At 62.1% G+C, this 22,668-nt stretch carries 18 protein-coding genes; 16 read left to right on the forward strand and 2 right to left on the reverse strand.

Annotation, left to right across the window (positions count from 1 at the left end; all coding sequences use genetic code 11):
- Nucleotides 1-8: 8 nt before the first annotated feature.
- The 13 genes from bcsP (at nt 9) to U0029_RS04350 (ending at nt 17,476) form a co-directional block, all read left to right on the forward strand.
- Nucleotides 9-725, forward strand: a complete 717-nt coding sequence (bcsP, locus tag U0029_RS04290) for a cellulose biosynthesis protein BcsP (RefSeq protein ID WP_114852290.1) — start codon at nt 9-11, stop codon at nt 723-725.
- Nucleotides 722-1,489, forward strand: coding sequence for a cellulose biosynthesis protein BcsQ (bcsQ, locus tag U0029_RS04295; RefSeq protein ID WP_114852291.1), 768 nt, complete (start codon nt 722-724; stop codon nt 1,487-1,489). The genes bcsP and bcsQ overlap by 4 nt, the downstream gene beginning before the upstream one ends.
- Complete coding sequence (bcsA, locus tag U0029_RS04300) at nt 1,486-3,687, forward strand: UDP-forming cellulose synthase catalytic subunit (RefSeq protein ID WP_114852292.1); 2,202 nt, start codon at nt 1,486-1,488, stop codon at nt 3,685-3,687. The genes bcsQ and bcsA overlap by 4 nt, the downstream gene beginning before the upstream one ends.
- A gap of 14 nt (nt 3,688-3,701) precedes the next feature.
- A complete protein-coding gene (gene bcsB / locus U0029_RS04305; protein ID WP_236824167.1) occupies nt 3,702-5,945 on the forward strand; it encodes a cellulose biosynthesis cyclic di-GMP-binding regulatory protein BcsB in 2,244 nt (747 codons plus the stop codon).
- 2 nt (nt 5,946-5,947) lie between these two features.
- Complete coding sequence (gene bcsB / locus U0029_RS04310; protein ID WP_114852294.1) at nt 5,948-8,242, forward strand: cellulose biosynthesis cyclic di-GMP-binding regulatory protein BcsB; 2,295 nt, start codon at nt 5,948-5,950, stop codon at nt 8,240-8,242.
- Nucleotides 8,242-9,420 carry a cellulose synthase complex periplasmic endoglucanase BcsZ gene (gene bcsZ / locus U0029_RS04315; RefSeq protein ID WP_114852295.1) on the forward strand — a complete coding sequence of 393 codons (1,179 nt, stop codon included), beginning with the start codon at nt 8,242-8,244 and terminating at the stop codon, nt 9,418-9,420. Before bcsB (U0029_RS04310) ends, bcsZ begins: the two co-directional genes overlap by 1 nt.
- The gene (locus U0029_RS04320; RefSeq protein WP_114852296.1) at nt 9,411-10,250 is read left to right on the forward strand and encodes a tetratricopeptide repeat protein; all 840 of its coding nucleotides are present in this window, start codon (nt 9,411-9,413) and stop codon (nt 10,248-10,250) included. Before bcsZ ends, U0029_RS04320 begins: the two co-directional genes overlap by 10 nt.
- Nucleotides 10,251-10,269: 19 nt before the next feature.
- Nucleotides 10,270-11,334: a tetratricopeptide repeat protein gene (locus tag U0029_RS04325; RefSeq protein WP_119677054.1), complete on the forward strand. Its 1,065-nt coding sequence runs from the start codon at nt 10,270-10,272 to the stop codon at nt 11,332-11,334.
- Nucleotides 11,335-11,567: 233 nt separating this feature from the next.
- Complete coding sequence (locus U0029_RS04330) at nt 11,568-13,430, forward strand: cellulose synthase subunit BcsC-related outer membrane protein (RefSeq protein ID WP_249037543.1); 1,863 nt, start codon at nt 11,568-11,570, stop codon at nt 13,428-13,430.
- Nucleotides 13,431-13,460: 30 nt separating this feature from the next.
- The gene (locus U0029_RS04335) at nt 13,461-14,126 is read left to right on the forward strand and encodes an SGNH/GDSL hydrolase family protein (protein ID WP_012418268.1); all 666 of its coding nucleotides are present in this window, start codon (nt 13,461-13,463) and stop codon (nt 14,124-14,126) included.
- 15 nt (nt 14,127-14,141) lie between these two features.
- Nucleotides 14,142-14,810 carry an alginate O-acetyltransferase AlgF gene (locus tag U0029_RS04340; RefSeq protein ID WP_012418267.1) on the forward strand — a complete coding sequence of 223 codons (669 nt, stop codon included), beginning with the start codon at nt 14,142-14,144 and terminating at the stop codon, nt 14,808-14,810.
- 75 nt (nt 14,811-14,885) lie between these two features.
- The gene (locus U0029_RS04345) at nt 14,886-16,295 is read left to right on the forward strand and encodes an MBOAT family O-acyltransferase (RefSeq protein ID WP_012418266.1); all 1,410 of its coding nucleotides are present in this window, start codon (nt 14,886-14,888) and stop codon (nt 16,293-16,295) included.
- A gap of 11 nt (nt 16,296-16,306) precedes the next feature.
- On the forward strand, nt 16,307-17,476 hold the full coding sequence (locus tag U0029_RS04350) for an alginate O-acetyltransferase AlgX-related protein (protein WP_012418265.1): 1,170 nt from the start codon (nt 16,307-16,309) through the stop codon (nt 17,474-17,476).
- Between the two features lie 59 nt (nt 17,477-17,535).
- On the opposite strand, the gene U0029_RS04355 is transcribed toward U0029_RS04350, so the two are convergent.
- Both U0029_RS04355 and hdeA read right to left on the reverse strand, forming a co-directional pair.
- Entirely contained in the window at nt 17,536-18,936 is a 1,401-nt protein-coding gene (locus U0029_RS04355; RefSeq protein WP_114852299.1) for a glutamate decarboxylase, read from the reverse strand.
- 67 nt (nt 18,937-19,003) lie between these two features.
- The gene (hdeA, locus tag U0029_RS04360) at nt 19,004-19,300 is read right to left on the reverse strand and encodes an acid-activated periplasmic chaperone HdeA (protein ID WP_114852300.1); all 297 of its coding nucleotides are present in this window, start codon (nt 19,298-19,300) and stop codon (nt 19,004-19,006) included.
- A gap of 498 nt (nt 19,301-19,798) precedes the next feature.
- On the opposite strand from hdeA, the gene U0029_RS04365 reads away from it, so the two are divergent.
- The 3 genes from U0029_RS04365 to U0029_RS04375 all read left to right on the forward strand — a co-directional run bounded on the left by U0029_RS04365 (nt 19,799) and on the right by U0029_RS04375 (nt 22,608).
- Nucleotides 19,799-20,560 carry an amino acid permease gene (locus U0029_RS04365; protein WP_206611634.1) on the forward strand — a complete coding sequence of 254 codons (762 nt, stop codon included), beginning with the start codon at nt 19,799-19,801 and terminating at the stop codon, nt 20,558-20,560.
- A 150-nt stretch (nt 20,561-20,710) separates the two neighbouring features.
- Complete coding sequence (locus U0029_RS04370) at nt 20,711-22,078, forward strand: hypothetical protein (RefSeq protein WP_119653235.1); 1,368 nt, start codon at nt 20,711-20,713, stop codon at nt 22,076-22,078.
- 107 nt (nt 22,079-22,185) lie between these two features.
- Nucleotides 22,186-22,608, forward strand: a complete 423-nt coding sequence (locus U0029_RS04375; RefSeq protein ID WP_114852302.1) for an Lrp/AsnC family transcriptional regulator — start codon at nt 22,186-22,188, stop codon at nt 22,606-22,608.
- Nucleotides 22,609-22,668 lie beyond the last annotated feature (60 nt).

Here is a 22,668-nt window from a genome sequence, read left to right on the forward strand (position 1 = left end):
ACGGATAAATGCGCGATTTTAGTGATATTGGCAATCTTTACCGGAAGTTTGGGGGTGATTCCCGTGACTACCAGGAGATTGGCCGAGAAGCGAAAGCCGAAGCGGCAAGAGGCCGCTGGCCTTTGCTCGGCCGCGTTCATCCTGGCGAGGCCGTCATTGCGCCCGCTGTCCAAGCGCTGGCCCAGCAAGCTGCCGTGCCGGCGCATTGGCCGCCTCGCCCGGGGAAGGCCCTCAGAAAACTGCCTGCGCTGGCGCCTGCCGACCCGATGGAGATATTGCCCTCGATTACGCCATCGGCCGTCGCGGGCTGGATACGCCAGGCCCGTGTCACCCGCCCTGCCATCGACACGCTTTATGCCGATATTCCACCCGTGGCCTTAGCTGGCGCGTCGGCAGCGCCCGAGGCTGCGCCGTCTGCACTCATGCCGGAGGCGCCCGAGGCTGCGCCGTCTGCGGCCATGCCGGAGGTGCTCGAGGCTGCGCCGTCTGCGGCCAAGCCGGTAGTGCCCGAGGCCGTTCCCACCCCGTCTGCGGTCGTCTACGACCTGGATTTCCAAGCGCTTGACTCTGGCAAACCCGTGGCCGACGCCGTCAGCGCGCCGCTTGCCGACCCGCAGTCCGAAGCGGAGTCGGCGCCAGCGCCGGGCGAGACGCCTGACGCGGTTTCCCCGCTGCAAACTGTGTTTGCTCGCCTTGCCCGGGCTCGTAACCCATCACGATCATGAAGATTCTAGCCATTGTTTCTGCCAAGGGCGGAGTGGGAAAAACCACCGTCGCCGCGAATCTGAGTGTTGCGCTCGAGCAGTCCGGCGCCGCAACGCTGATGGTGGACCTGGACCCTCAGAATGCTTTGCGCTTCCATCTGGGCGCGGATGAGTTGACGGGGATTGAAGGTCTTGCCCGTGCCAGTCTTGCCGGTCAGGATTGGCGCAGCATTTGTGTGCAGGGGGTGTCAGGCGTGCATCTGCTGCCGTTTGGCGCGCTCAATGAAGAGGATCGTTTGCGGCTGGAGCAGCAAATGAATGCCGACCCGAAATGGCTGACGCGCCATCTGGCCGCGCTGGATCTGGGGCCGGAGGCGGTGGTGCTGGTGGATACGCCACCCGGTCCGTCGGCCTATCTGCGTCAGGCGCTGGAGTGTGCCGATTTGGTGCTGGTTGTCACGCTGGCGGATGCAGCTTCGTTTGCGACGCTGCCTTCGATCGAGAGCCTGGTCGCCCAGTATTGCGAGGGCAGGCCGGGTTATCTGGGACATGCCTATTTGGTGAATCAGGTAGATAGCGCGCAAGCGCTGGCCAAGGATACTGCGCAGGTGTTGCGCGGTGCTTTGGGCAACCGCGTCATCGGCGTGGTGCAGCGCGATGTGTCGGTGGCGGATGCGCTCGCCTTCGGCAAAACCGTGATCGAGCATGCGCCGTACAGCCAGCCCAGCCAGGATTTCGCCAATGGCGCGGCTTGGGTGATGCAACAGTTTGGGACCGGTCAATGAAAACGATGAATCGGGAACCGAGGCCGCACAGCGAGCGCATGTCGCGCGCGGGTAATGATCTGCTGTCCTGGCGTTTATGGCGCATGGCTTGGGTGCGCGTGCTGGCTTCCGTGCTCGCAGCCGTGCTCTTCGTGCTTGCGGTGGCCGTCGAAATGGGCCTCGTACAGCAATTGCTGTTCGGCCTTACCTGCATAGGCGCCGCGCTGCTGCTGCATCGGGTCGCCGGGCGCCTGGCCACGCTGACAATGGTGATGCTGTCCATCATCAGTTCGCTGCGCTATATGTATTGGCGTATCACCAGCACACTGGGCTTTGAGACCTGGACGGACGCTTTTTTTGGCTATGGCCTGCTTCTGGCGGAAATCTATGCCTTGGTCATGATGCTGCTGAGTTACTTCCAGACAGCCTGGCCCTTGCGGCGCAAGCCGCTGCCTTTGCCGGCCGACACCAGCCTGTGGCCGTCCGTTGATGTGTACGTACCCACCTATAACGAGCCTCTGGATGTGGTGCGGCAGACCGTGCTGGCCGCGCAGGCGCTGGATTGGCCTGCGGATCGTCTCAATGTCTATGTGCTGGATGACGGCCGACGCCCCGAGTTTCAGGCGTTCTGCGAGCAGATCGGCATCGGTTATCTGACGCGCTCGGACAACAAACACGCCAAGGCAGGTAACATCAATGCGGCGCTCGCCCGCACGCAGGGTGAGTACGTGGCGATCTTCGACTGCGATCACGTGCCGGTACGCTCTTTCCTGCAAATTTGCATGGGCTGGTTTCTGAAGGACCCCAAGCTGGCCATGTTGCAAACGCCGCACGTGTTCTTTTCTCCAGACCCGTTCGAGCGCAACCTGGGCACCTTTCGCAACGTGCCCAACGAAGGCGAATTGTTCTATGGCGTGGTCCAGGACGGCAATGACCTCTGGAATGCCACCTTTTTCTGTGGTTCCTGCGCGGTGATCCGCCGGACGGCGCTGACTGCCATCGGCGGCATGGCGACGGAGAGCGTTACCGAAGATGCCCTGACGGCGCTCAAGATGAACCGTCTCGGCTATAACACCGCCTATCTGGCTTTGCCTCAGGCCGCCGGTCTGGCGACGGAAAACCTGTCGCGGCATATCGGCCAGCGCACGCGCTGGGCCCGTGGCATGGCGCAGATTCTCCGGGTCAACAATCCTTTGCTGGGCAAGGGGCTGAAGCTGGGGCAGCGCTTGTGCTATCTGAGCGCGATGCTGCACTTTTTCTTCGGCTTGCCTCGGGTGGTGTTTTTGACAGCGCCGCTGGCCTATCTGTTTTTTGGCGCTCGCGTGTTCGAGGCGTCGGCCATCATGGTGGCCGCCTATGTGTTGCCGCATATTGTCATGTCCAGCCTGACCGGCTCTCGCATACAGGGCAAGTTCCGCCATTCCTTCTGGAATGAGGTCTATGAGTCTGTGCTGGCCTGGTACGTCATGCGTTCTGCCCTGCAGGCCTTGATCAACCCCAAGGGGGCGCAATTCAACGTGACGGCCAAGGGCGGCATCATCGAGGATTCGTATTTCGACTGGGCGCTGGCACGGCCCTACGTCATCATCATGGGCTTGAACCTCTTGGGTTTGACTCTGGGTGTGATGGCGCTGCTCAAGGGAGAGGGCATACAGGTCGGCGTCACCACGACCTTGCTGCTGAATCTGATCTGGACGTTCTACAACATCATGATGACCAGTGCCAGCGTGGCCGTCGCCGGCGAGGCTCGTCAATTGCGCACCACCCCGCGCGTTGCCACCGTATTGCCGGCAATGCTGCGCTTGCACGATGGCCGTACCGTCGCCTGCCAGAGCAACGATTACTCGCAGGGCGGCCTGGGCCTGGTGCTGCCTCAAGGGGTGTCCATCCCGGTGGGCACCGAATTGAATGTTTCGGTGTTTCGCAATGACGAGGAAGCGCTGTTCCCGGCCACCGTGACATTCAGTCGCGATGGTCGCCTGGGGGTACGCTTTCAGCACCTGACCATGGAGCAAGAGCGTGACCTGGCGCGCGTGACCTTCGGTCGTGCGGATACCTGGGCTACGATCTGGGGTAGCAATTCAACGGATTCGCCTCTGATCGCATTGCGCCATGTTTCCACTATCGGTTTTCGGGGGTTCACGATTTTGCTTCGGGAATTGCGCCATCAGTTGCGCGCCAGCCTGCGCCGGTCTCGCTCCGCGCCCAACAAGCCATGAAGGACGATAGATTGATGATGTCCGAAACGCGTGTTCCGCGCCGCCGTGCGCCTGCGCTACTGGCCGCGCTCTTGTCGCTCTGCGTTGTCAGCGCTCGTGCCGATACGCCGCCCGCGTTGCCGCCGGGCGCTTATGTGGATGCCATTCCGCTATCCAGCCTGAGTGGTCAGGCCGCTTTGCCCATGTTTGGTGTAGAGGGCGCCACAGGACTGGGCTTCAGCCCGCGCCGTGATCAGAAGGTCATCGGTGCGCGCGTCTTGCTCGATTACACCTATTCGCCTGCGTTGTTGCCCGACCTGTCGCATCTGAAGGTGAGTCTCAACGGTGAGGTGGCCGATACGATCGCCTTGCCCAAGGAAGCCTCGGCCCGGCCGACGCAGCGCACGGTCGACTTGCCGGTGCAGGCCTTGAAAGCCTTCAACCGCCTGGATATGCAGCTCATCGGTCATTACACGATGGGATGCGAGGACCCGCTGCATTCCAGCTTGTGGGCCAACGTGGCGGGCCGCAGCATGCTGGAACTGACCGTGGTGCCGGCCGATCTGCCTGACGATCTGGCCTTATTGCCTGTGCCTTTTTTCGACAGCCGCGATGTGCGGCAGTTGAATCTGCCGCTCGTGCTGGGACAGGCGCCCGATGGGGCGCGTCTGGAAAGCGCCGGCATCGTGGCGTCGTGGTTTGGCGCCCATGCAGGTTATCGCGGCGCCCGCTTCTCGTCGCGAGTGCAGGCGCTGCCGGAAAAAGGCAATGCGGTTGTGTTCTTGCAGCAGGGCGACAGCGTGCCGGGCCTGCCTAAGCAGGACATCGCCGGACCGTCGCTGGCGATGGTCGCTCATCCTCAAGACCCGCATGGCAAATTGCTGCTGGTCATGGGGCGCAATGCCGCCGAACTCAAGCAGGCTGCCACGGCTCTGGCCCTGGGCGCTCAGGCCTTGTCTGGCCAGTTTGCGCGCATTACCGACTGGAAAGCCCCCCAGCCGCGCAAGCCCTTTGATGCGCCGAACTGGCTGCCCAGCGATCGGCCCGTGCAATTTGGCGAGCTGGTTCCCGTCTCATCCCTTAATGTCGATGGCCATCGGCCTCCTGTGATTCAACTCGATCTGCGCATGCCGCCGGGCCTGTTCGGCTGGCACAGCCCTGGCGTGCCCGTTGATCTGAAGTACCGCTATTCGCCGCGTCCTGGCAGCCAGCAATCGGTGCTGGAGATGATGGCGGGAGGCCAGTTGGTGCAGAGTTTTTCGCTCAATGACGGCCTGGGACTGTATAGCCGTTTGACCGGCATTCCGGTGTCGGAAGGGCAGGCGCAGGTAATGGTGCCGACTTATCTCCTGCCGCCCATGAGCACGCTGCAATTCCGTTACGCCTATGAGTATCTCAAGCAGGGCGAGTGTCAGAACTCGATTCTGAACAATATCCGCAGCGCCATCGATCCGGCCTCCACCATCGATATCTCTGGCTTACCCAAGTATGCGGCCATGCCGGATCTCTCGCTGTTCGCCGAAGCGGGCTTTCCCTTCACGCGCTTGGCCGATCTGTCGGAGACGGCGGTGATCATGCCCGATCAGGCTGATGGTGGCGATATCGACGCCTATCTTGATCTGATGGGGCTGATGGGCAAGGCGACCGGCTACCCCGTGACGGGGGTGACCGTGGCCCAGGCCGCAAAGGCTCAGTCGCTGCGCGACAAGGATTTGCTGGTGTTGGCCTCGGGCGAGAATCAGCCGCTGTTGTCGCAATGGCGCGCCGACCTGCCGGATGGTTTTGGCGGCGGCAAGGGGCATGTCGGCGTGGCGGATTGGTTCTCCGGCGTGGCCGCCTGGTTCGGCGCTGACCCGCGCCGCCGGGAGCGTCAGGCCGAGTTCGATCTGGCCTATGCCGGTGGCGGGGCGGTCGGCAGCCTGGCCGGCCTGCAATCGCCTTTACGCAGCGGCCGTAGCGCCGTGGTCGTGGCGGGCGCCAACCCTGACGGCCTGGCCGCCGCTGTCTCGGCGCTGACGACGCGCGCCGCAGCCGCTCCTGATGAGCGGCAACAGCGCATCGGCGGCAATCTCACCCTGATCAACGGCGCACAGATCTTCACTGCGCAGGATGACCCGACCTATTACGTCGGATCGTTGCCGCCCTGGCTGGGCCTGCAATGGTTTTTCGCCGGTCATCCGCTGGTCCTCGTCGTAGCGCTGTTTCTGAGCGCGCTAGTCATTGCCGTGCTGGTCTATCTATCGCTGCGTGCCCGCGCGCGCCGCCGTCTGGAATCGTGAACATGAACACCAGTCCATCCAACAAATCGATCGTGTCTTCATCCGTTTCCGCAATGAAGTCCCGTCGTCGGCCCTCGCTGGCCCGGTTGCCGGTAGCCTTGCTGACCTGTTTTGCCCTGACCGCGCAGGCGACGCAGACGCCGCCGGTCCCCGCCGAGCCGTTCAAGGCTGATGAAACGCACACGTTCAAAGAGTTGGGCGCTCAATATCCCTTGAGCCTGCGGGGGATAGACGGCAGCAATACGCTCAATTTCAGTGTGCGCAATGACCGGGTGGTGACTGGCGCGCAGTTGGATCTGCGTTATGCCTATTCCCCCGCGCTCTTGAGCGATCTTTCTCACATCAATGTGTTGGTCAATGATGAGGTGGCGGCGACCTTGCCGGTGCCGCGTGATTCGGCTGGCAAAAATTTGCGCCAGACGGTGGAGATTCCTCCTTACCTGATCACGCCTTACAACGATTTACGCCTGCAATTGATCGGCCACTACACCCTGGACTGCGAAGATCCTTTGCATTCCAGCCTGTGGGCCAATATCAGCAACCAGAGCAAGCTGGAACTGGCGACCAAGCCTTTGGCGCTGCCCAACGACCTTAACATTCTGCCCCTGCCTTTTTTCGACAAGCGCGATATGCACAAGTTGGTGCTGCCCTTCGTGTTCGAAGGCACACCGGATGATGCGGCGCTCGAGGCGGCGGGTACCTTGTCGTCCTGGTTCGGTGCCCTGGCCGGCTACCGTGGCGCGGCTTTTCCGGCCTCGGTGTCGCAATTGCCCAAGCAAGGCAATGCCATCGTGCTGGCCTATGGCGCCGCCGCCAATGAATTGGCGCGCGAGACCGTCAATGGCCCGACCGTGAGCATCATCGACAATCCGGAGGACCCGGATGGCAAGCTGTTGCTCGTGCTGGGCCGCAATAGCAAGGAGCTCAAGCAGGCGGCCGCCGGGCTGGCCCTGGGAGGTCAGACCCTGACCGGGCAGACGGCGCAGATCACGCGGCGCGCCGATCTTGAACCGCGCAAACCCTATGATGCGCCGCGTTGGTTGCGCAGCGATCGGCCCGTCAGTTTCGGCGAATTGGTCGATCCCAAGCGCATGAACGTCTCGGGCTTCAGCCCCGATGTCATCCGCGTCGATGTGCGCGTGCCGCCCGATCTGTTCGGCTGGCAGGAAAAGAAGGTGCCGATCGATCTGCGCTACCGCTACACGCCGCAGCCGACATCCTTGAATTCTTCGCTGCTGTTCGGTGTGAATGATCAGTTCGTCAAGTCGGTGCCTTTGTTTGCGCTGGAGCGCATCGAAGGCGGAGATGCGCTGCGCGCCCAGGTCCTGCCCGATGAAAGTCTGCCGATGCGCGCGCAACTCGAAGTGCCTTTGGACCTCCTGAAGTCGCGCGGTCAATTGCAGTTCCGCTATCTCTACGACTACCTCAAGCAGGGCGAGTGCCGCGACATCATCGTGGACAATGTGCGCGGGGCCATTGAACCGGAATCGACCATCGATATTTCCGGTTATCCGCACTTCATGGCCATGCCCGATCTGCGTGCCTTTACGCAGGCAGGTTTTCCGTTCACCCGCATGGCCGACCTCTCGGAGACGGCCGTGGTGATGGGCGAGCGCGCCGGCCCCGCCGAGTACGGCACCTATCTGGACGTAATGGGCCGCATGGGCGAAGCGACGGGCTATCCGGCCGTGGGGGTCACGGTGGTGCGCGACGCCCAGGTGGCCAGCCAGGCCGACAAAGATCTGCTGATTATTGCGGCCGGACCCGATCAACCCCTGCTCAAGCGCTGGGCCAAGTATCTGCCGGGCAGCTATGAGGCGGGAGCCCACTTTGGGTTGTCGGATCTGCTTTACCGCGTGAAAGGCTGGTTCACGCCTGATCCGCGCCAGGATCGCGAGCCCGCCCGCAGCACGGTGGCCTATAACAGTGATGGCGTGAGCGCTATCGTCGCGGGTTTTGAGTCACCGCTGACGGCCAAGCGCAGCGCGGTGCTGCTCGCCAGCAATAAACCCGAAGGCTTGCATGACGCCGTGGCGGCACTGCAAGGCGGTGAGGGCTATGAGCAGTCCGTGCGCGGCAGTCTGGCCGTGATCCGAGGCAAACAAGTCGAGTCGCTGGTGGGAGACCATCAGTACTACGTCGGCGATTTGCCCTGGCTCAAGCGCATCGACTGGTGGATCTCTTCGGTGCTGCCCGGCTATACCCTGGTTAAGCTGCTGGTGACGGGGCTGGTGTGCTTGCTCGGTCTGGCTGTGCTGATCGCCTTGCTGCGCGCATTGCGGCGCCGTAAGTCTTGATGCTGCGCCTGGCTGCTCTGCGCCTGATGTCGCTGGTGCTGGCTCTGATCGCCGCGCCAGCGTCGGCGGCTGCCGTCTGTCAGGCGGCAAGCTGGCCGCAATGGCAAACCTTCGCCCAGCATTTCGTGCAGGCGGATGGCCGGGTGCTCGACGCCAGCACGCCGCGTCAGATCAGCACCTCCGAGGGGCAGTCGTATGCCATGTTTTTTGCCTTGGTGGCTAACGATCGTGCTGCCTTCGAGCGTCTGTGGCGTTGGAGCGTGGCCAATCTGGCCGACGCCGATGCCACGCGTAACCTGCCCGCCTGGGCCTGGGGCAAGCGCGATGATGGCAGTTGGGGGGTGCTGGACCGCAATGCGGCTTCGGATGCGGATCTCTGGTTTACCTACGCCTTGCTCGAAGCTGGCCGGCTTTGGCGGCGGCCCGATTACACCCGCGAAGGCCTCGCCTTACTGAACTTGATTCAGAACCAGGAGCTCGCCGACCTGCCGGACTTCGGCCCCATGCTGCTTCCTGCGCCATTTGGTTTCGTGCAGCCCGACGGAATCTGGCGGCTCAATCCGAGCTATCTGCCTATTCCGGTGTTGCGCCGGCTGGCCCTGGCTGCGCCCGGTGGGCCCTGGACAAAGATTGCGGCGAACACGGTCCGTTTGATCCAGGCCACGACGCCCAAAGGTTTTGCAGCGGACTGGGTGGCTTACCAAAGCACGGCACAGATCGCGGGGCAGTTTGTGGCCGACCCTGTCCATGGCTACCGAGGCAGCTACGACGCCATACGCACTTATATGTGGGCGGGCATGACGCCGGCCGCCGATCCCGCGGCTCAGCCCTTGCGTGCTGCACTCTATGGCATGGCGGCGGCAACGCTTGCGGCTGGCGTGCCGCCAGAGTCGGTGCAGACGGACACGGGCGTGGTGCAGGGCAGCGGTCCCTTCGGTTTTTCCGCAGCGCTTTTGCCCTATCTGGAAGCGGAGGGCCGCGACGCCGAGTTGCGGACCCAGCTTGCCCGGGTCAGGGCAGCTTGGACGCAAAGCCTTGAGCCTGGCAATCTCGCGTTGCGCCAGCCTTCTTATTACGATTATGTTCTGAGCCTGTTCGGCACGGGTTGGTACGAACAGCGTTACCGGTTTGGCACCACCGGCCGCCTGTCACTGGAGTGGGAAAAGAAATGTCCTTGAGCCGCCACAAGATCGTCGCCGGGCTGCTGGCCACGTTGTTGCACCAGAGTGTCTGGGCGCAGCCGGACGCGACTGCCTCTTTGTTGGAGCAGGGCCGTTATTGGCAGAGCCAGGGTGATACCCGGCGCGCCATGGCGGCGTGGGAAAAACTGTTGCTTGCCGACCCCAACCAGCCCGAGGCTTTATATGGCTTGGGCCTGGCTGCTCTGCGTGAGAAGCGCGTGTCGGAGGCGCGCGGCTTTCTCGATCGCCTGACTCGGGTCGATGGCAACAGCGTTTTCGTCAAGCGTTTGCAGCAGGACATCACGTTGGCCGGCGGTAACAATGCGTCCAACCTCGAACAGGCGCGGATGCTGGCGGCCTCTGGGCAGGTTGAAGATGCCGTGCAGGCCTATGACAAGGCTTTGCAAGGCCGCGAGCCTCAAGGCGATGTGGCCTTGGAGTACTACAGCTTTCTGGGCTATACGCCTAAAGGCCTGGGGCGCGCCATCGAGGGTTTGCAGCGCCTCTCGCGCGAGAACCCCGGCAATGCGCAGATTCAGCTCGCCTTGGCCAAGCATTTGATCCGCGATGAAAAACGCCGCTTGGAAGGCCTGCGTTTGCTGGAAAAACTGGCGCAGCGCAAAGACGTCGGCGCCGATGCGAAGGACAGTTGGCGTGCCGGCCTGCTCTGGGGCGGTGCGCCCAGCGCGGCGGAGCGGCCTTTGTTCGATGCCTATCTGAAGCAGTATCCCGACGACGCCGAAGTGCGGGCCGCCTTGAATACGCCGCGCGCGCCCTGCGGCCGCTCCCGCCTGGCGTCAGGATGCGCGTCTGGCAAGGGGATTTGAGGCGCTCAAGCAAAGTGATTTGCTGGCGGCCGAATCGGCCTTTCAGGAAATGCTGCGCGCCAAACCGAATGATCCGGATGCTCTGGGCGGCATGGGCCTGGTGCGCATGCAGCAGGGACGCGCGACCGAGGCCGAGGATTTTCTCAAGCGCGCCGCGGCTGCGCCCAATGCCGGACGCAACTGGAGCCGCGCGCTGAGCAGTGCGCGCTACTGGAGCCTGATCGACCAGGCGGAATCGGCGCGCAAGCGTGGCGAGACGGCCGAGGCGCGCAAGCTGTTGGAGCAGGCCATTCGTCTGGATGGCTCGCAGGCGAGCGCCTTTAATGCGATGGGCCGCGTGTTCAGCAGTGCCGGTGACACGGCCAATGCCGAGAAAACCTACCGCTATGTGTTGGCGCGTCATAAAAATGATGCCGAGGCCATTGTCGGGCTGGCCGATGTGCTGGCTCAGGACGGCCGCGCTGAAGAGGCCTTAAGGTTGATCGACAGTTTGCCGCCAGAGCAGGCCGCGCGAGCCGGCAATGCCGCCCGCTTGCGTGCTACGGTTGCCGCCAGTCGGGCGCGGGCTGTGGCACGTGATGGTGACGCCGCAGCGGCTCGTGAGGTGCTGGAGCGCGCCCGTGCTGCGGACCCGGCCAATCCTTGGCTCAATTACGAGCTGGCGCGTCTCATGCTGCGCGAGGGCAAGGCTGGGCAGGCGCAGCGCCTGGTGGATGATTTCGAACGCGCCCACCCCGATACACCGGATGCCCTGTTCGCCAGCGCCCTGTTGGCGTCGGAACGCAGTGAGTGGGGCGCAGCCTATGACACGATGGCGCGGATTCCCGCCAGCAGCATCACGCCCGAAATGGCGCAGTTCCAGCGCCGGCTTTGGGTGCATGAGCAGGCGGCGCAGGCAGCTCGCTTGGCCCAGGCCGGCAATGCCGATCTGGCTCGCCAGCAGCTCGCTTGGCCCAGGCCGGCAATGCCGATCTGGCTCGCCAGCAGCTCGCCGGTCTGGATGCCGGCAATGATCCGGAACTGCTGGCCGCCGTTGCGCAGGCCTATGTCGATGCCGGTGATCCGGCGCGGGCCAACGCCTTGATGCAGCCCCTGCTGAACGGCCCGCGAGGCAATAGCCCCGACGTGTTGCTGCCCTATGCGTCGGTACTGCTCAAGCAGGGCGACGATGCGCGGGTCGCCGACGTGCTGCGACAAGTGCAGAAACAGAAGCTCGATCCCGATCAGCATCGCAGCTTCCAGGATCTGGTCAGTCTCTATACGATTCGCCAGGCCGAGGCCATGCGTCAGCGGGGTGATCTGGTCGCTGCCTACGATATGTTGCAACCGGTGCTTAAGCGTCGTCCTGATGACGCCCTGGCGCAGGGGGCGCTGGCCCGCATGTATGCGGCGGCAGGCGACCGCGACAAGGCGGTGGAGATCTACCGCAAGCTGCTGGCCAATGATCCTGACAATGCCACGCTGCAACTGGCCTTCGCGGGAATTTCCGCCGAGATGAATGACTGGCGTACCGCCGAAAAGGCCGTAGACCGGGCGCTAGCGCTTGCACCGAAAGATCCCGATGTTTTGGCGGGCGCTGCGCGCTTGTATCGCGCGCGCGGCTATACGGGCCGGGCAGCCGAGTTGTATCAGGCCGCGATTGCCCTACAGGATCAGCGCACGGGGCTGCTGGCGCAGGCTCCGGCCGGCGCAGTCCAGAGCAACCCCTTTGCCGGTCTGCCCGGACAGCGGGCAGAGTCGGCTCGCGTGGCCCAGGTATTGGGCGACGTGCTGAACGAAGACAGCACGCAGCCCTGGCAGGGCGCAGCGGTCGCGCAGAACAGTGCGCCTGCCTACGGCGCCACGGCCTCTGGCGCGACGCTTGTCGTGCCGGCGGATGCGTCGAGCTATGCCGCGACGCCGGTTTATCCCACAGCTGTGACGCCGCGCGCCGCTGATGAGCCGCCGCGCCCGGCGCCTGGCTATCAGGTCGCCGCCGCGCCGCGCTCGCTGCGCGATGAGCTGGACGAGGTTCAGCAAGAGCGCAGCGGCGAGGCGAAGGCCGGGCTGTTCGTGCGCAGTAATAATGGCGAGTCGGGCTTGAGCAAGCTGACAGAAGTCAGCGCGCCGGTCGAGGTCTTGCTGCCTGCCGGAGACGGCAAGGTGTCCTTACGCGTCACGCCGGTCCAGCTCGATGCCGGACGTCTGGGCGACGACTATTCGAGCAACAGCCGTTTCGGCGGAGGGCCTGTTGCGGCGCTGGCTCAGGAGCGCGGTTTGGTCGGCTCGGCCGGCAAGCAGCGCGACAGCGGGGTCGGCCTGTCCGCAGGCTATCAGATGCGCGGTTTTAGCGCCGATATCGGTACTACGCCCATGGGCTTCGAGTACACCAATGTCGTGGGCGGCCTGCGTGTCAATGGCCCGCTCAGCGCCAATACCTCGTACAACCTGGAGCTGTCGCGCCGCGCTGTGACCGATAGCCTGGTCTCATTTGCAGGCGCGCGCGATGACCGCATCGGCGAGAGCTGGGGCGCGGTGACCGCCAATGGCCTGAAAGGCCAGATCGGCGCGGATAACAATGATTATGGCGTCTATGCCTACGGTGGCTGGCATAAGCTGTTGGGCCATAACGTGCGGTCCAATTCGCGCGCCGAGGTCGGCACCGGCATTTACTGGAACCTGGAACGCCAGGAAAACCGCCTGCTGACGGCTGGCCTGAATCTGGGCGCGATTTTCTACGATAACAACCAGCGCTACTTCACCTATGGCAACGGCGGTTACTTCAGCCCGCAGCAGTATTACGCCCTGAGCGTACCCGTGACCTGGGCGCAGCGCTCCGGCCGCTTTACCTACAAGCTGCAAGGCTCCATCGGCTTGCAGCATTTCAAGGAAGACGGCGCGGATTACTTCCCGACCAGTGGCCTTGCTCAGCAGGCCGCCAATACTGCCGCAGGCCTGCGCAATCCGGGCAGCCGCGCGGTGTATGACGGGCAATCGCATACCGGTTTGGGTTACAGCCTGGCGGCCGCGGCCGAATACCAGCTCAATCCGCGCTGGTTCCTGGGGGGAACGCTGGGGATGGACAATGCCACGGACTACCGCCAATACGCCGGAGGTTTGTATCTGCGTTACACCTTCTATCCGATGACACGGCCTCTTGATCTGCCGGTCAATCCTTATCAGTCGCCTTATGCCCGCTGAGGCGGGCAGTTTTCAGCAAGGAGTTTTGTCATGCTGGCATCTTTGTTTACCGGGTTGAGTATTTTGCTCGTCGGCGACAGCCATCTGGCTGCGCCGGATTACCTCATCACTACGTTGCAAGATGACCTCGTCAAACAGGGCGCGCAGGTGCAGACCATCGGGGTCTGCGGCAGCAACGCGGGCGACTGGCTCAAGACCACGCCCGGCAATTGCGGCGGCGCGGTGCGTACGAACGCCGGACCGGTCCAACTCAAAGGCAAGGATGCGCAAACCACGCCCATCACCGAGCTGATCGCCAAGCAAAAACCGCAGTTGGTCGTTATCGTGCTGGGCGATACGATGGCGGGCTATTCCAATGCTTCTTTCCCGAAAACCTGGGCCTGGCAACAAACCACGGCGCTGACCAAGGCTATTGCTGGCACCGGCACGGCTTGCGTATGGGTCGGTCCGGGCTGGGGGACCGAAGGCGGCAAATACAACAAGAACTTCGCTCGGGTCAAACAGATGTCGGCTTTCCTGGCGAGTAATGTGGCGCCCTGCGCCTATATCGATTCGACGCAGTTTTCCAAACCCGGAGCATGGGCCACGACCGATGGCCAGCATTACACCGCCGCAGGTTACAAGGCCTGGGGCGATGCCATTGCTAAACAATTGACAACCCTGCCGGTGGTTCAGGCTTTGCAAAAAAAACCTTGAGGCCGGAGCATCCCCATGACGCGATCCCCTTTTTTCCTGCGCCCCTTGCTGGCCTTGCTGCTGGCTGGCGGCGTCCAGGCTGCCGGTGCTGCCCAGATCCAGTTGTATGAGTCGGGGCCGGCTGAAGATGCCGCCTTTCTGCGCTTCGTCAATGGCGGCGATGCGGTGATGGATGTCAGCGCCAAAGGTTCAAAGGCGCGCTTGACGCTGGACGCCGCGCATCCCGCTTCCGACTTCATGCCGGTACGCGCCAAGACCAACGTGCAGGGAACCTTGTCGAGCGGCGGCAAGCAGGCCAATGTGGATGTCGCCGTGCAGCCCGGTGAATTTCTCACCGTTGTCGGTTTGCCGGATGGGGCCAAGCTGGTGCGCGAGCAGCCCGATGATTTCAATGCCCTGAAGGTTTCCCTTGGTTTTTACAACCTCGATCCCTCCTGCGCTGACGCGGGCTTGCTGGCCGCTGGCCGCAATGTGGCGATCTTCGAGCAGGTGGCCCAGGGCGGTGCGGCGCGGCGGCAGGTCAATCCGGTGGCGCTGCAAGTCGTGGCCTCATGCGGTGGCCAGCCGAGCGGGAAGGCCCTGGATCTCGGCGTGTTGCAGGCCGGCGACCGTCACACCGTGCTGCTGCTGCCCTCGGCCAAGGGGCCGCGCCTGCTGCATGCGCCGGACAAAACCTCGTTCTGACGTCGGGAAACCGCTGTCTGGCCGGGCATGCCCGGCCTTTGATCAACGCTCTACCGGTCTCCCCGGCCTGCCGTCATGGTCTTTGCGTCTCTCGAATTTTTGACGCTGTTTCTGCCGCTCTTTCTGGCTGTCTACGCTCTGACGCCGCAGCGTGCGCGCAATCTGGTGTTGTTGCTTGGCAGTTGGGTGTTCTATAGCTGGCTCAAGCCGGTTTATCTGCTGCTCCTGGTAGGTATTACCGTGCTTGCCTGGGCTGGCGCGCTGGCCATCGAGCCTTTGCGGCAGGGACGTTACCGGCGCGTGCTGTTGACGGCCGCGCTTGTGCTCAACGTCGCCACCCTGTGCTGGTTCAAGTACTCCAATATTCTGGCCAGCACGATCAGCGATATCGCCGAGATGACCGGCGCTTTGCCGCAGACCTGGGAGCGCGTGGCGCTGCCCGCCGGACTGTCGTTTTTCGTGCTGCAGGCCATCTCCTATCTGGTGGACGTCTATCGCCGAGAAGTGCGGGCTGAGCGCAATTTCATCGATTTTGCCGCCTATAAGGCCATGTTTGGCCAGTTGATCGCCGGGCCCATCATCCGCTGGTCGTGGGTGGACAAGGAGATGGCGCGGCGCACGATGGACTGGCAGAACTTCTGTCTGGGTGCGCGCCGCTTCATGATAGGCATGAGCATGAAGGTCTTGATCGCCGACACCTTGGCGCCGGTGGCCGATGCGGCTTTTGCCCTGCATGAACCGACGCTGGCCGATGCCTGGATAGGTTGCGCCGCCTACTCTTTGCAACTGTTTTTCGATTTTGCGGGCTATAGCGCCATGGCCATCGGCCTGGGCCTGATGATGGGCTTTCACCTGCCCGAGAACTTCAATAACCCCTATCTTGCGCGCAGCATCCAGGATTTCTGGCGCCGCTGGCATCTGTCATTGTCGAGTTGGATACGCGACTATCTTTACATCCCAATGGGCGGCAACCGCCGGGGGGTTTGGAAAACCTATCGCAATCTGTTGCTGACCATGGGGATCGCCGGCCTGTGGCATGGCGGCGAGAGCTGGAATTTTTTGCTGTGGGGGCTGGCGCATGGCGTTGCGCTGGCTGTGGCGCGGGCCTGGAATGCCAACGGTCTGCCTGCGGTGCCCGCCGTGCTCTCGCGCTTGCTGACGCTGTTGTTTGTCATGCTGGCTTGGACCCTCTTTCGTGCCGCTGACTTCCACGGCGCGCTGGCCATGTATCGCGGACAGTTTGGCTTGAACGGGCTGGCTTTGGGCGATGTGATGCATGTCACGCTGCGGCCGGCGCACGCTTTGGCTGCGGCGCTTGGGGTGGTGTGCATTGTGCTGCCTGTGTGGCAGTCGTGGTGGGCCGCGCAGCCTGTTAGCCGTCTACGGGTGATCTGGAGCGGCTTGTGGCCGGTGGTGGGCTTTTTGCTGGCCTATGCGCTGATCGCCTCACGCGGCGCAGTGCCTTTTCTTTACTTTCAGTTCTGAGAGCGGACACGATGAGCGAGCAATCTCCTGACTTGCCGGCGCCGCCGCCGACCTCGCACGCCACGGTCTTGAATCAGCGCGCCAGCCTGTTGGCCGGCCTGGTTCTGCTGATTTTCATGATCGTGGGCGTGGCAAGCAATGCCTGGTGGACCTGGGGCGAAGATCATGCCGTGTTGCCGGAGGATGTTTCTCTGTCCCGGGTCTTGGACGGTGGCGTGACCCATGACCTGTCTGAGCGCCTGGCCGACATGCCTTTTAGCAGCGAGGCGGCGCGTTTGCAGCGTGGCCTGGGTTGGTTGACCCTGGGGGATCTGGGCGCCCGCGTGCGCCAGGGCTGCCCCGGATGGTTGTTTCTTAGCGATGAGCTGGAGCTGCATCGTGGCGCGGATGCCAATGCGCAGGCCCGAGCCCATCTTGTGGCTCAGGTCCGTGAGGCTTTAGCCGCGCAGGGGGTAGGGTTGCTGGTGGCGGTCGTGCCTGACAAAAGCCGTATCGAGGCCGAGCATCTTTGCGGTCTGCGCCGGCCGGCGGTGTTGCAAGATCGCGTGACGCGTTGGATCGATGATCTGCGTGCTAAGGGTGTGACGGCTATCGATCTCACTTCGCCGCTGCAAACGCTGGGGAAAGACGCCTATTACCGTAACGATACGCACTGGAATGAGGCCGGGGCGGGCGTCGCTGCGCGTGCCGTGGCGGATGCCATACGCGCCAGCGGCGTGCCGCTGCAACCGCCGCGAACCCTGCGCGCCACCCCACAGCCCGCAGCGCCGCGGCCGGGCGATTTGCCGCGTCTTGCCGGCGTGGATTGGCTTGCAACGGTATTGCAGCCGCCCATGGAAATCGTGAGTTCGCACGTCTATACCCCAGAGGCCAGTAAGAGTGATGATCTTTTCGGTGATACGGCCTTGCCGACGCTGGCCTTGATTGGCACGTCTTATTCGCGTACCTCGGGTTTTGTGCCGCAGTTGGAGCAGGCCCTGGGTGCGCAGGTCGGGAACTTCGCGCGGGATGGCGCCAAGTTTGGTGGTGCCGCCAAACACTATTTCCAAAGCCAGGCCTGGAAGCAGACACCGCCCAAGCTGGTGATCTGGGAAATCGACGAACGTGATTTGCAAACGCCGCTGACGGACGAAGACCGCTCCGTCAGCCCGGACGCTGTCGGGAAACCTGCATCACGATAGCGGGTGAAGCCACGGAAACCGGGATTTCCGTGGCGATTCGCCGTGCTTTGATGCCGCGCTCAGTGGTGGAAAGCGCCGGAGTACTCCTGCGAGCCTTTGACAGAAACAGGATGGGTAGCGAAATAATCGATGGCGCGCCGGAAGTCGTCGATCAGCAGGGAGGCCAGATCACGGCTGAAGCCGTGGCGCACCAGAATGCGTTGCACGACTAGATCCTCGCGGTTGGCCGGCATCGAATAGGCCGGCACCTGCCAGCCGCGCGAGCGCAGGCGGTCGGCCAGATCATAGAGGTTGAACCCTAGGTTTTTCTGGTCATCCCTGATCTTCCAGCACAAGGCCGGAATGCCCTTGTCCCGGTTGCCGTCGTACAGGATGTCGAAGAGACCGAAGCGGTTGATTTCTTCGGCCAGGTAGCGCGCCGTGGCGTAGCAGGTGTTCTGTACGCGCGCATAGCCTTCGCGGCCCAGACGCAGAAAGTTGTAGTACTGCGCCACGATCTGGCCGCCTGGACGCGAAAAATTCAGCGCAAAAGTGGGCATTTCGCCACCCAGATAATTCACTTTAAAGATCAGTTCTTCGGGCAGGTGCTTCGCATCACGCCACACCACCCAGCCCACGCCCAGGGGGGCGAGGCCGAATTTGTGGCCGGATGCATTGATCGAAACGACGCGAGGCAAACGGAAATCCCAGGGAAGGTCCGGGGAGCAGAAGGGGGCAAGAAACCCGCCGCTGGCACCGTCGACGTGAATCGGGACGTCTAGGCCTTTTTCTTTTTGCAGTCTGTCCAGCGCGTCGTGCACAGCCTGGACGGGCTCGTACTCGCAAGTAAAGGTCACACCCAGGGTGGACACTACACCGATGGTGTTTTCGTCGGCGCGTTTGATGACTTCTTCGGGGCTCATGATGAGCCGGCCGTGCTCCATCGGGATTTCGCGCAGTTCGACATCGAAGTAGCGCGCGAATTTGTGCCAGCAAATCTGCACCGGGCCGCAAATCAGATTGGGTTTGTCTGTCGATAGCCCGGCGGCCTTGCGCTTTTTGCGCCAGGTCCATTTCATGGCCAGGCCGCCCAGCATGGCGGCCTCGGAAGATCCTGTGGTCGAGCAGCCGAGGGTGTTCTCCGCATCGGGCGAGCGCCAGAGATCCGCCAGCATGTGCACGCAGCGGGCCTCGAGCTCCGCAGTCTGCGGGTACTCGTCCTTGTCGATCATGTTCTTGTCGATGGATGCATCCATCAACTTATGGGTCTCTTCGTCTACCCATGTCTGGCAAAACGTCGCGAGGTTTTGGCGCGAATTGCCATCCAGCATGAGTTCATCGTGCACCGCTTGATAGGTACGACGCGGATCGTGCTCGTTTTTTGGAAATGTGTACTTGCGCAGCGCAACCGAGATGTCGTCCGATGCATAGACGTCATCGAGCAGGTCTTCACGGATGGCATCTCTGCTATGCAAGGGCATCGTAAATCCTAATCAAAGTCGTGCTGCAAAAAGCACGCGGGGCACTGAGTGCCCCGCGTCAACAAGCTTATTTGCGGACGTTGTCCAGCGCGTCGCGCAGCGCGATCTTGGGATTTTCCTTGCAGTAGGTCAGCAGGGAGGGCTTGATCTTTTCGATGCCTTCCAGATCCACCACGGCGTCTTCAACCTTGCCCTTCTTGTTCACGGCTTCGGCAAAGCCCAGGGCGGTGGGGCGGTAGGTTTCGTTGACTTCGAGATAGTCGCTGCAGAGCCACAGCTGCACAGGTTTCTTGGTGTCAGCGTGTGCTACCCCTGCGAGAGAGGCCAGGCCCAACATGGTGACCGCCAGCATTGCTTTTTTCATTTGACATTCCTCGCTTGCGCTTTACGCGTTTTGCTCCATCCACATAAACCTGGCCGTATGGAGCAACTACGGCCCGGCGCTGATATCTACGAGCAGATTATTCGGTAATTATTACCGCTAGCACTGTTTCTAATGCAAGAAAAACAACTCAATGTTTGCCGTTCATCATAGTTGCGGCTAATTCTGCAGTACTCCGACTGTGATCGAAAGATTGGGCTATATCTTTCGTATTAGTTCGAAAATGATGATAGTGAGTGCTTGCACTATTACAGGCACATATAATCCGCCCCCGGTGATTGATGCCTTGGATTACCTGGATGTAAGAATGTCCAGGTAGCGAAAACCGATGCTGCCTTGTGGATAAAAGGCAAGGTATTGCGCGGCCGCTGGAGGCTTGGCGTCCCTGCTGATGGCAGTCTCGGCTCGGTTATAGACATATAAAGAATTCCTAAGAAGTTTTTCTGGTCTTCCTTATTTCAGCGTCATCGAGAGGAAAAAATGTCTGCGTCCGCGTTGGCCGTGAATAAGCCTTCGGTCAAGAAACTGACAATGGCTGCGCTGGTAATGATGAATATCGTTGCCTTGCTCAGCTTTCGAGGCTTGCCTGCCGAGGCCGAGTACGGCCTGAGTTCGATCTTCTATTACCTCTTCGCTGCCCTGCTGCTGCCGGTATCCCTGGTGGCCTTTGAGCTGGCCACAGGCCGGCCTGAAAGAGGTGGCGTGTTCCGCTGGGTGGGCGAAGTGTTCGGCCCACGTATGGCCTTTCTTGCCATTTTCATGCTCTGGGCCGACGTGACGGTCTGGCTCCCGGCTGCACTAAACTTTGCCGCCGTGTCGCCTTCGGTGCAGGCCGCCTATCACATCTTTAGCCAGCTGACGGTCATCCTTTATCTGATCATGTGTCTGCTGGGGTTGGCCTCGGCGATCCGTTTGCGCTACCGCCAGCTTGGGCGCGAGCAGCCCCACCCTATCCCTGACGGCAGTACCGGTATCTGGGTGTTGGCCGGACTGGGTTTTCTGGGTTCTCTGCTGGCCTTTGTGCTCAGCTTCATTCCTCAGGATCAGATCACTGTCGGCAGCCCGGAGGCTTATGTCAGCATCCTGGTTGCGTTGGCGCTATTTTTCCTGGCTTGCCCTTTTCTCATTTACGCCTTTAAGCAGGATGACTGGTGTACTCAGGATAGTGTTGCCCTCTTCACCTGGGAGGACAGCGAGCTCGAGATGGCTGTCATTCCCAGCTGTGTTACGGCTCAACACTGAATGATGGCCGGCAGTGCAGGCCAGCCAGTCCAGCAACGGATTTGGAATGCCGCGACGCGGTCCGCCAGGTGTCTTGGCCTGGCGCTTGGCGCGCTTCGGGCATTCAAGTAAGCTCGCTCGGCGATCCTGGTTTGACCCTTAATAACGTCGATGAGCAGACTCTCCGGCGCGATGCGCTTGCATCGCTACGAAAAAAGAAAGGCAAGCTGGCACTTCCGCTGCCGGGATTGGCTATTCATCCGCGAGCAGGCGGGCGCCGGACTGCGCTTGCTGCTTGCCGCCAGCTTGGCGTATCTGTTGGCCGAGTTTGTCTTTAGTGCCTGGCTGATACACAGCTTGGCCACGGATGCCGGGGCTGATGAGCTGATGTGGGCAGCGCAGCACCGGCGCTGGCTCAGCGCTTGCGCAGTCGGGCTGTTGCTGTCGCCCCTGCTCTTGAGATTGGGCCGTCGCGGCGCAAAACGGCTGCTTGCTCTATCGCTGACGGCCATGATGGCCTGGGCTGCGCTTGATGGCGAAGGCATGGTTCTGGATCATGTCGCGCGGTATTCCAGCCCGCAGGCCCGCGCAGCTTCCGCAGCCGCCCTGCAACTGGGGCACAGTCGGGCGGCGCATACTGTTGATCCGCAAGCGTTCGAAGGCCTTGGGGATACGGGGCAGGTGCAGTCTCTGCCGGGCAAAGCCTTTGCTGCGATTACGGCCTTTTTGTGCGCGCCTTTTCGCGAGGAGGGCGGCAGGCCGGATGGCTTGGATGAGGCATATAGCCGCTTTGTGCGCAGCCAGCTTGCCATGCAGCAGCGTTTCGAGGCCTATCGCAATCCTCAGGCCTTGCGGCAAGCGGCCTTGCATCAAGGGAAGGCGGGGCGTGAAGGGCGCGAGACCTATCTGTTGCGTACCGAGGTGGCGTTGCGCCGTCAGGCGGGCATCGAGGGGGTGCCGCCGAATCTGCGTCTGGGCGAATTTGCCGCGCACCCGAACGTTCAGGCGTCGTGGCGCGCCTTGCTGGACTATCCCGACACCACACCGGCCTTGTCGCTGGAGCCGATTGGCCGGGACACTTTCGCTGTCCGCTATTTCCGACCGCTCGACGATGCCCGGCGGCAATTGCCTGCGCGTGATTATGGGCATGTGCCCGCAGCCTATGCCAATGGCGCCGAACGCGACGCTCAGGGACGCCAAGCTTTTACGCTGATGGCCGTCTCCGTGCTGGGATTGAGCCTGTCTATATTAGGCATTTTTCTGCACCTGTGCCGCGCGGGACTCTTGCTTGCGCAGGCGGTGAGCGGTTGGCGATTTCGCCATCCTGGCGTTGAGCTGGTGGCGCTATCGCTGGCCGTGTTTTTGCTCTGCCAGTTGGCCCGAAGCCTGCCGCTCGAAGAAGCGGCCCAGCCGGCGTATCGGGCCTGGTTGCAATCGCAAGGCTTCGCCACCGGCTTGTTTGACGCGATGATCCGAGCGCAGAGCCTGGTTTACCCTGTGTTTGACAGCTTTTGGCAGATGATGCCCGCCGTTCGCTAGCAATGGCTGACTGAAACAGCCTGGGGGCGCGGCATCAGGCATTGCCTGATTGCGCCCATTCTCAACTTTCAAGCAAAATTGGCGCCAATTTATCTGTGAAGCCTATTATGGATGCGCTCGATCAAAGCCTACTCGGCTTGTTGCGGCAAGATGTCCGTGCGCCAGTCGCCACCTTGGCCAAGCGGCTCGGCGTGTCGCGCGGCACCGTCAATAACCGCTTGGCCCGTCTGGAAGACACGGGCGTTATCGTTGGCTACACCGTTCGCACGGCACCCAGGGGAGAGGACATTACCGCCTGGATGAGCATTGCCGTGGATGGCCATGAAACCCGCCGCATTGTTACCCAGCTCATGGGGGAGCCGGCTGTCGTGGCCTTGCACGACACCAATGGCCGCTGGGATCTGATGGCCGAGCTGCGCGTGCCAGACCTCGGCCAAATGTCATCGGTGCTGGATCGTATCCGGCAGATCAAGGGCATTGCCGCCACGGAAACCAGTATTCATCTCAAAAGTTACAAGCTCGTGGGTTGAGCCGGCAGGCGGAAATAGCGCGTCAGGAAAGCCCGGATTTTTGTAAGGGGAAACCCCCGG

Source organism: Bordetella avium (assembly GCF_034424645.1).
Lineage (GTDB): Bacteria > Pseudomonadota > Gammaproteobacteria > Burkholderiales > Burkholderiaceae_B > Bordetella > Bordetella avium.